The 10415-nt window shown below is 47.1% G+C and carries 8 protein-coding genes and 1 pseudogene; all 9 read left to right on the top strand.

The window, feature by feature from the left end; all coding sequences use genetic code 11:
- Positions 1 to 82: 82 nt before the first annotated feature.
- A pseudogene (locus ACE41H_RS24770) lies at positions 83 to 240 on the top strand (NADP-dependent oxidoreductase); the annotation flags it as partial.
- 180 nt (positions 241 to 420) lie between these two features.
- Entirely contained in the window at positions 421 to 993 is a 573-nt protein-coding gene (locus ACE41H_RS24765) for a TetR/AcrR family transcriptional regulator (protein WP_375358241.1), read from the top strand.
- Positions 994 to 1437: 444 nt separating this feature from the next.
- Complete coding sequence (locus ACE41H_RS24760) at positions 1438 to 2019, top strand: TetR/AcrR family transcriptional regulator (RefSeq protein WP_375358240.1); 582 nt, start codon at positions 1438 to 1440, stop codon at positions 2017 to 2019.
- 33 nt (positions 2020 to 2052) lie between these two features.
- On the top strand, positions 2053 to 3279 hold the full coding sequence (locus tag ACE41H_RS24755) for an MFS transporter (protein WP_375358239.1): 1227 nt from the start codon (positions 2053 to 2055) through the stop codon (positions 3277 to 3279).
- A 239-nt stretch (positions 3280 to 3518) separates the two neighbouring features.
- Positions 3519 to 4574, top strand: coding sequence for a substrate-binding domain-containing protein (locus ACE41H_RS24750; RefSeq protein WP_375358238.1), 1056 nt, complete (start codon positions 3519 to 3521; stop codon positions 4572 to 4574).
- 152 nt (positions 4575 to 4726) lie between these two features.
- Positions 4727 to 5968 (top strand): sugar ABC transporter substrate-binding protein, encoded by a 1242-nt coding sequence (locus ACE41H_RS24745; protein WP_375358237.1) that lies wholly within the window; start codon positions 4727 to 4729, stop codon positions 5966 to 5968.
- 17 nt (positions 5969 to 5985) lie between these two features.
- The gene (locus ACE41H_RS24740) at positions 5986 to 6903 is read left to right on the top strand and encodes a carbohydrate ABC transporter permease (protein ID WP_375358236.1); all 918 of its coding nucleotides are present in this window, start codon (positions 5986 to 5988) and stop codon (positions 6901 to 6903) included.
- A 1-nt stretch (position 6904) separates the two neighbouring features.
- Positions 6905 to 7735, top strand: coding sequence for a carbohydrate ABC transporter permease (locus ACE41H_RS24735; protein WP_375358235.1), 831 nt, complete (start codon positions 6905 to 6907; stop codon positions 7733 to 7735).
- Positions 7736 to 7765: 30 nt separating this feature from the next.
- Positions 7766 to 10087 carry an alpha-xylosidase gene (gene yicI / locus ACE41H_RS24730; protein WP_375358234.1) on the top strand — a complete coding sequence of 774 codons (2322 nt, stop codon included), beginning with the start codon at positions 7766 to 7768 and terminating at the stop codon, positions 10085 to 10087.
- The last annotated feature ends 328 nt before the right edge of the window (positions 10088 to 10415 follow it).

Here is a 10415-nt window from a genome sequence, read left to right as displayed (position 1 = left end):
AATACTTCTATTCGGTTTACAGTTTTATATAACATTCGTCAAAAACTTACACGACAAGTTTTTTGCAACAGTCAAGTTAATAATGAAAACACTGATGAAAGCAGCTCAGATCACCAAGTACTCGAAAAAAATACATGCCCAAGTCAATGAGATCCCAATTCCAGAATTGCTGATAACGAAGTTTTGGTAAGGGTCAAAGCTGCTGCGGTTAATCCACTCGAAATGTTAGTGATCACGGGTAGACCCGCATCTTAAGTTAGTTATTCATGGCAAGGTACGTATTTTTGACCACTATAAGTTTCTTTTAACACTTTAATACATTGTTATAAGAACTTTATGTATTTAGAAAATGTACGCGTAATTGCTCTTGAGTTTGCTGATCGTTCACTTAATTGTATAATGAATGAACGAGGTGATACCATGGCAAGATACAAAGAATTTGAGGTTAATGAAGTACTAGATAAAGCAATACAGCTCTTTTGGGAGCAAGGTTACGAAAAAACCTCGATGCAAGAATTAGTTGAGAAAATGGGGATTCACAGAAGAAGCATTTATGATACTTTTGGGGATAAGCATGCCTTATTTATGCAGGCGCTCAAACGATACGAGGCTATTCAAAACAAAAAAATGAGAATATTGGTTGAGAAGCAAGAACCGGTGAAGGAATTGATTCGGCAATTTTTTGAGACCACTCTAAAACAAAAAGGAGACCCACAAGGGTGTTTCATTGTTAATTCTGGAGTGGAGTTGGGATTATTAGATCCAGAGGTTTCTTCCTTTGTTGAAGAAAGTTATTCTACAACGGAGAAGTTGCTATGCAATCTTATTCTTTCTGGTCAACAAACTGGTGAAGTCAAAGCTCAACTTGATCCTGAGGTTCTTTCTCATTACTTCATGAATGCTTGGTTAGGATTACGTACAATGGTGAAAACAGCAACTAATCAAGAAAAGTTATCAGGTATTATTAATACAACACTAAGCATTTTAGATTGAAAAGAAAAATATGATTCTTAAAGGGGAATTTTGCAGCGAAATTTGATACAGCCAAGCAAAGCTGTTTTACATGGAGGGGTGGGCATGATAGGCTAGCTGGCCTCTGCGAAGCCTATGGCTTCGCCCCTTCGCAGGGAATCATGCCCACAGAGGCTCCATGTCAAACCCGCGTATAAATTTGTATATTGAATGTACAAAAGAAGTCTTCCTTTAAATGGTTGCTCGTCACTTCCATTTTACTAAGGAATGGCTTCTTTTTGTTACAATAGCGTAAGCTGCCTCACAGCTCTACTGCTTCTGTCCTCTCAATCCAACACTTTATTTTTCAGTCTGATTCCTTATTCTCACAATTGATCTCTGTTGGGCGGATTTCGCGTTGCTTGCTTATGTGGGCTTCTTTTGCTATTATAACTGACGAACGTTCGTTAGTATAGGGGTGTCGGTTTGAAAAACAGTGAAATCAAGGATGCGGCATTAAAATATTTTACGATTCACGGTTATGAAGGGGCTTCTCTCGCTCAAATCGCGGATGCGGTCGGCATGAAGAAACAGTCCATCTACGCTCATTTCAAAAGCAAGGATGATCTGTTTTTGCATGTTCTGCGCGATGCGAAGGAAGCGGAACTGTCATCCAAGCTGGAGTATTTTGGCACCAACGCTTCGCCGGACCCTGAGCGGGACTTGTACGGTTTTTTGCAGCTGATCATTGATTTGTTCCAGAGAAACGAGCTATTGAAATTTTGGCTGCGCATGTCGTTCTTTCCGCCGGCGCATTTGGCTCAAGATATTGAGAAGGAAGTCATTGATCTGGAGATGCAAGTGCAGAGGGTACTGGAGCGCAAATTTCAGGAATGGCTTGATGCCGGAGCCATCGTTGGAGACGCTGCGCAAATACCGACATTGGCTTTCCAGGGCGTAGTAGACTCCATTATATTGGAGCTCGTATATGGCAATGATGAGAAGCGATTGCGGGATAAGCTGGAAGCGTCTTGGGCTGTTTTTTGGCGGGGCGTTTCGCGTTCATGATAGAATGCATCAAGTTCAGAAATCGACCAGAAAGTGCAGAAAGAGGTAACGATCATGCAGAAACCGATTAGAGAGCAAAAAGCGGTATTACTCATACTGCTAAGCAATATATTTATTGTTTTTCTGGGCATTGGTCTGGTTATCCCCGTCATGCCGTCTTTTATGAATATTATGCATTTGTCGGGCAAAACGATGGGTTATTTGGTAGCCGCATTTGCGGTTGCCCAGTTGCTGGTGTCACCGATTGCTGGCCGATGGGTCGATCGTTATGGCAGGAAAAAGATCATCCTGCTCGGCCTGTTGCTGTTTAGTATTTCGGAATTGATTTTTGGCGCAGGTACGAATGTGTGGGTGTTGTATCTCGCCCGGGTGTTAGGTGGGATCAGCGCCGCATTCATTATGCCGGGCGTCACTGCTTATGTGGCTGACATTACTTCGGTAGAAGAACGCCCCAAGGCGATGGGCTATGTTTCGGCTGCGATCAGCACCGGTTTTATTATCGGTCCCGGCATTGGCGGTTTCATTGCCGAGTACGGCATACGGTTGCCTTTCTACTATGCGGCCGGGGTTGCTTTTGTGGCATGTCTTTGCTCTGTATTCATGTTAAAGGAGCAGTTGACAAAAGAACAGCTCGCCGAAATTTCTGCACATGCACAGCAATCCAGTTTCGCAGGCGATTTGCGGAAATCGCTGCGTCCGATTTATTTTGTCGCTTTTGTGCTCGTATTTGTGCTCGCATTTGGACTTTCGGCGTACGAGACGGTATTCAGCTTGTTTTCCGATCACAAGTTCGGCTTCACACCGCAGGACATTGCTGTCATCATCACGGCTAGCTCCATTTTCGGTGTGGTCGTACAAATTTTCCTGTTCGGCAAAATGGTTGATATACTGGGAGAAAAGAAGCTGATCCAGATCTGTTTGATCGCCGGAGTTGTTCTGGCTGTCATTTCAACTTTGGTCTCCAACTTCTGGGTCGTTTTGGCGGTAACCTGTTTTATTTTTCTGGCATTCGATTTGCTGCGCCCGGCGCTTACGACATTTTTATCCAAATCCGCCGATAAAGAACAGGGTTTTGTCGCCGGTATGAACTCCACGTACACCAGTTTGGGGAACATTGCCGGACCAGCCATTGGCGGAATTTTGTTTGATGTCAATATCAACTATCCTTACCTGTTTGCCGCCATTATTATGGGAATCGGGCTCATTGTGACTTTCATGTGGAAGACAAGACCGGGAACGGAAGGCAGCGGTTTATCTTAACGTAGCAGCGGGATAAAAGAGACGGTTGAATAAAAAACAGGAAGCCCACTCCCGGTATGACAGTCGTGTCCGGAAGGTGGGCTTCCGCGATTAAACAAAATGATGTACGAACATCATTTTGTTGAAATTAACGTCACAAAGACATTGACAGCTTTTACCGCAAGGATTATGATGAATTTGAAATAAACAAAATAGCTTTCAACACATGATGAGAGCGCATACAACCGAGGTTGGAGGATATGAACGATAGCAGAAGATTGACGCTCAAGGAAATTTCACAGATGATCGGAATCTCGGTGGCGACGGTGGACCGGGTGCTGAACAATCGGGGCAACGTCAAGCCTGCAACATACCGCAAGGTGATGGATAAATTGCAGGAGCTTAATTACACGCCGAACAAGTCGGCCAGTTTTTTGTCGCGGAAGAAGGAATTGTCGCTGGCGATTGTGTTTCCGGAGCTGCCGGATTATTTCTGGGACCAGATCGAGAGGGGGATTCGGACGGCCTATGAGGAGCTGAGAGATTATGGGCTTCATATCGAGCTGTTCAAATCCGAAAAGTATGATCTGGAGAAGCAGAAGCAGGCCGTTCTGGACCTGATTGATTCCAAGGCGTTTGATGCGATTGCGATCTCGCCCAATGATTCCGAGGAAATGGCGGATATTATCGACAAAGGGATCGACAGCGGCATCCCCATTTGCACCTTCAACAATGACTCTCCGCTCAGCAAGCGGCTGTTTTATGTAGGCTGTGATTACCGCATCGCGGGCAGATTGGCAGCAGACCTGCTGTGCAAATTCTCGGGAAGCCATGGCAGAGTCGGTCTCATTACTTCGGATGCCTCATCAGTACCGTCGGCCACGACGTTTCAGATGCAGCAGAAAATTATGGGCTTCAGGGAAGTCATTGCTGAATACGGCAACGTGGAAATGACGCAGATGCTGAAGCTTAAGCAGAAAGAGTATGAGGACCCGGATACCTTTGCAGAATTATTCAGTCAGGTCGATTCTGTTTATGTGACAAGCGCCAAGCTGCAGGTAGTGGCTGCTCATTTGGAGAAGGCGGGATTGGCAGGCAAAGTGGCTTTGATCGGGCATGACATTACAACGGAAATTTATGAGTTCCTGTGCAGAAATGTCGTGACAGCAACGATTTGCCAGGATCCTGTGAACCAGGGTTATCTCACCGTAAAGACTTTGTTTGCCCATTTGGCTTATGGGGAGAAGATCAATATGCGGGAGAACATCACGAGATTGGAGCTTGTAACAAGGGAAAATGCCCGCTATTACATTTAAAAAAGCATCGACGCCTTATTCTGAAGCTTACAGGAGTAAGGATACATGCTTTACACAGTAAAATGATTTACGTACATCATTAAAACTATTTCGACATCATTATTTCGATTTTTTCTTTTCTTTCGGAGTAAAAGCATAAAGGGGGACTTATCGTGATCGGCAAAATGAAGGCGCTATCAATTATCATGTGCCTCATCCTTATTTTGACGGCCTGCACCCCGGGCCAGAGTTCTGGGGGATCGGGAGATAAAGTGAAAATCACCTGGTGGGACACGATGACCAGCGACGCCAGCGTAGCGGCCATCAATAAAATCATTTCTGAGTATGAGGAAGCACATCCGAACATCACGATAGAACGGACCTATGTGTCTTACTCGGATATCAAAACCAAGCTGCTGCTTGGGTCCATCGGCAACCAGGGTCCGGATATCGTCTGGATCGATAGCGCGGACCACCAAACCTTTTCGGCTGCTGGTGTGCTTGCGAACCTTACCCAAGAGATAGAGGAGTGGGGACAGGCCAAGCATTACATTGAGGGACCTTGGTCATCCACAGTATATAATGGCCGGAATTATGGCGTACCCGTTGGAAGCAACAATCTGGCTCTGTATTACAATACTGATCTTTTCAAAACAGCAGGATTACAGCCTCCTGCCAATTGGGATGAGCTGCAGGCTGCGGCCAAAAAGCTGAGCAATAAAAATGTGTTCGGCTTTGCTGTAAGCGCCGTTAAAACGGAAGAAGGTACGTTTCAGTTCCTGCCGTTCGTGCTGCAGGCGGGTTCGGACATTCCGGATTTTGATTCACCGGGAACTTTGAAAGCGCTAACCATGTTAACGGACATGGTGAATGAAGGACTGATGTCCAAAGACGTAATCACCCAAAAGCAATCGGATACTGCAACTCAGTTTGCCGCAGGCAAGGTAGCCATGATGGTGAATGGAACTTGGCAAATTCCTTTTCTACAGAAAAATGCAAAGGTGAACTGGGATGTTGTCAAGCTCCCGTCTGATATGCAGTCAGCAACCGTGCTTGGCGGAGAAAACTGGGCTATCTCAGAGGCTTCCAAGCACAAGGATATCGCCTTTGATGTGATTCAATTTGCCAACGAGCCGGAGCGGCTGAAAGAGCTGCTCAAGACGAACGGCCGGCTGCCGAGCCGCAGCGATTTGCTTCAGGATCCCTTCTGGCAGGAAGACCGGCAAATGAAGGTGTTTGCCGACAGTATGCAGGTGGCAAAAGCGAGAGCATACGGTCCGAACTACGCCAGCATTTCGGAGGCGATCCAAACCATGCTTCAGGAAGCGCTGACAGGGGCAAAAACACCGGAAGCGGCTGTGAAATCGGCCGGTTCCATTATTGACTCGCTGCTTCAGGAACAACAAGAAGAATAGAAAGGGGGGGATTCGGGATGGTGCACTCTGCAATGACTCCGGCAAAACGCTCCTCCAGATCGTTTTCCTCATGGAACAACTATCTGTTCGTTCTGCCGATCGTGCTGTTTGTGCTTGTGTTTGTCCTGTTCCCGATCGTTTATAACATTACGCTAAGCTTTCAGGATGTGAATGTGTATAACTTCAAGAAGGAGCATCATTTTGTCGGCTTCGAGAATTATGTAAGCACGTTCAAAGATCCCGTGTTCTATACGGCTTTTCGCAACTCCATCGTATTTACGGTATTCAGCCTTGTTTTTCAGTTTGGCATCGGATTTGCGTTAGCGTTGTTTTTCAACCGCAGATTTCCGGGGCGTAACTTGATGCGTTCATTAATGCTACTCGCCTGGATGCTGCCGATGGTCATTACGGCCTCTGTATTTCAATGGATGTTGAACGGAGATTACGGAGTTGTCAACTTCATTTTGCAAAGCCTTGGCATCATTGATCAGCCGTACAGCTGGTTGAGTAACCAATCCACTTCACTGCTGTCCACGATTATTGCGAACATTTGGGTGGGGATTCCGTTCAATATGATTATTCTGTTAACGGGTTTGCAGGGAATGCCTGAGCAGCTGTACGAAGCCGCCAAACTGGACGGTGCAGGCAAATTAAAGCAGTTTCGTCATATTACGCTGCCCCTGATGCGACCGACCATCCTCATTCTCATCATGCTGGGCATCATCAATACGTTCAAAGTATTCGACATCATCTTTATCATGACCGCCGGTGGTCCGGTGAATTCATCGAATGTACTGCCGATCTATTCGTACCAGATGTCCTTTACCAAATTCGAGTTCAGCCAGGGGGCGTCCGTGTCGATGATTATGTTTGTCATCCTGCTTCTGATCGCAATGGTGTACCTGCGTATGACGAACAAGGAGGAGGCGAACTAGGATGGAGCACAGCCGTAAAAACATTTTCCTGACCGTCATTGCCGTCATTATTACCATCATCTTTCTGTTTCCTGTGTACTGGATGGTCAAAACGTCACTGACTCCAATCACGGATCTGTTCCAGACCCCTCCGGAGTTTGGTTTGATGAATTCGACGTTTACCGCCTATATTGATAACTTCATCAACAATCAGGATATGCTGCATTACATTGGCAACAGCTTTATCGTGGCCATCGGTACGATGGTGATGTCCCTTTTGTTTGCAGTACCGGGAGCGTATGCGCTCGCCAGGCTTGATATCCGGGGCAAATCCATTCTGCTGATTTTGCTTCTTGCCATTCAAATGCTGCCCGGAATTACGATGGCGATGCCCTTGTTCATCATGTTTTCCAAGCTTCACCTTGTGGACAGCTATCTGGGCCTGATCCTGGCGGATATGATTCATGCGCTGCCTTTTGCCGTGCTGATATTGCGGCCATCCTTTCTGGCGCTTCCCAAAGGTCTTGAAGAGGCCGCGGCTATCGACGGCTGCAACAAATTTACAGCGTTTACAAGAATCATTTTACCGCTTGTTGTGCCTGGCATGATGACGGTTGCCGTGTTTTGCTTCCTATTCGGGTGGGGGGATTTCATTTTTGCCTTGACCCTGACGACAGAAAACAGCGTTCGCCCGTTGACCCTCGGTCTGTACCGGTTTATCGGCCAATACGGCACGGAATGGAACAACCTGATGGCGGTAGCGACCATTGCGGCCATGCCGATTATCATCATTTTCGTCGCCCTGCAGCGCTATGTTGTGGGCGGAATTGTAGCAGGATCGATGAAAGACTAATTATCCATAAAGACAGGAGAGAACCATACTATGAAATTTACCGACGGCTACTGGCACGTAAGATCAGGACTGCATGTACTGTCCCCTGTGGAAATTCGTGATATTCAAACCGACGCGCAATCTGTGACCGTGTTTGCGTCCACCAAAAAAATAGAGCATAAAGGCAACACCCTCAATACCACATTGCTAACGGTCCGTTACAGTTCACCAATGAAAAATGTCATTGCCGTGGAATATATCCACAATGATCTGGACGAGATCCTGCCCAAGTTCGAAATCCATCAAGAAGAGAATCTTGAAATTGCCGTAAAAAAAGAGAACGGGCGAGTCAGCCTCACCAGCGGCGAGTTGAGTGTGAACATTGATTCGCGGGACGGATGGAAGGTGGATTATGAATATGATGGCCGCCGTCTGACCGGCTCCGGTTATAAAGGACCGGCCTATATCAAATCCGCACCTGATGCAGCAGTGTATATGCGCGAACAGCTCGATTTGGGCATTGGTGAATACATTTACGGCTTGGGAGAGCGGTTTACTCCTTTTGTGAAAAACGGCCAGGTTGTCGACATGTGGAACGAAGACGGGGGAACCTGCAGCGAGCAGGCGTACAAAAATGTTCCGTTTTATATTTCGAATTACGGTTACGGCGTGTTTGTCGATCATCCGGAGCAGGTGTCTTATGAAGTGGCTTCCGAAAATGTGTCCAAGGTGCAATTCAGCGTTCCTGGGGAAAGTCTGAAATATTACATTATTGGCGGCAGCTCCATGAAGGAGGTGCTTGAAAATTATGCGGCTCTCACCGGCAAGCCAGCGCTTCCGCCGGCATGGTCCTTCGGCTTATGGCTGACGACGTCGTTCACGACGAATTATGATGAGGCGACAGTGAACAGCTTTGTTGACGGGATGCTGGAAAGGGATATTCCGCTGCATGTATTTCATTTTGACTGCTTCTGGATGAAGGAATTCCAATGGTGTGATTTTAAATGGGACGAAGATGTCTTCCCTGACCCACAGGCAATGCTGGACCGGCTGAAGAGCAAAGGCCTTCATATCTGTGTCTGGATCAATCCTTACATCGGACAAAAATCATATTTGTTCAAGGAGGGCAAAGCGAACGGTTATCTGGTTAAAAATGCGGACGGAAGCGTGTGGCAGTGGGACCGCTGGCAGTCCGGTATGGGGCTTGTGGATTTCACCAACCCGGCTGCGGTGCGATGGTTTAAAGACAAGCTGATCGAGCTGGTAGATATGGGAGTGGACTGCTTCAAAACGGATTTTGGTGAACGGATTCCGACGGAAGTGGTGTATTTTGACGGATCTGATCCAGTGAAAATGCATAATTACTATACCTATCTGTACAACAAAACCGTGTTCGAGGCGCTTGAGGAAAGCCGCGGCAAAAATGAAGCGATGCTGTTCGCCCGTTCGGCTACGGCAGGCAGCCAGCAGTTTCCGGTACATTGGGGCGGCGACTGTTCGGCAACCTATGCATCCATGGCCGAGACGCTGCGCGGCGGACTATCGCTCGGACTGAGCGGATTCAGCTTCTGGAGCCATGATATCAGCGGCTTTGAACAGACGGCGACACCAGACTTGTACAAACGCTGGACTGCGTTCGGGCTGCTCTCTTCCCACAGCCGTCTGCATGGAAACCAATCGTACCGCGTGCCATGGCTTTTTGATGAAGAGTCCGTGGATGTGCTGCGCTATTTTACCAAGCTGAAAAGCAAGCTCATGCCTTATCTGTATTCCCAATCAGTTGAAGCTTCTCGGATAGGTCTTCCGCTAATGAGGGCCATGGTGCTTGAATTTATGGAGGATGCAAACTGCGCACCGCTTGATCTGCAGTATATGCTTGGCGATTCTTTGCTCGTGGCTCCAATTTTCAATGATTGTGGGCAAGGCCGCTATTACTTGCCGGAGGGAAGATGGACACATTTTCTGACAGGCGAGGTGGTGCAAGGAGGAAAATGGTACAGTGAACAGTATGATTATTTCAGCCTGCCGTTTTTCGTTCGTGAAAACAGTATCGTCGCTATAGGACAGAATGACCGGCGTCCGGACTACGATTATGTCGATGGGATTGAGCTTCACCTGTTTGAGCTTCAGGACCAGGGTAAAGCTGAGGTGACTGTGTACAGTACGGCGGCCGAAGCAGAACTGCGCATCAGCGTGCAAAGGGAAGATCGCAGCATCTTGATTCAGGCCGAAGGCACGGGCAAGCCTTGGAAAATGGTTTTGCGTGGCATCAGGGAAGTCGAATCCGTGGACGGAGGCGGCTGGGGAACAACGGATGAGGGAGTTTGCATTATTCCGGATACAGCGTTGGGTCAATATCGGGTTGCTTTGTAAAATTGGGCCTTCTCATGAGTAATTAATGTGCTAAAAAGTGAAAACCGTCAGGGAGCAATCTCCCGACGGTTTTCTGGTGTACGGGGTATTTCCTGATATTTTGTTGTGACCTCAAGCTGTACAGTGCGGCTGGTATAGGTCACACGAAACGCTGGTTAGCAAGATAAAAAAATAATGCTTGCAAACATGAATGATTACATGTTATATTCTTATTCCGGCCGCTTGATACAAAATGCGGCTGCGAGAATGATAGTTTGATCTTTGAAAACTGAACAACGAGTGAGTAGGTTTTACATCGTAAAACCGATCCGTGAAGCCATTTGGTTCG

Origin of the sequence: Paenibacillus enshidis (assembly GCF_042136365.1) — a bacterium.
Classification (GTDB): domain Bacteria; phylum Bacillota; class Bacilli; order Paenibacillales; family Paenibacillaceae; genus Paenibacillus; species Paenibacillus enshidis.
This window is presented reverse-complemented; position numbering and strand designations above follow the sequence as displayed.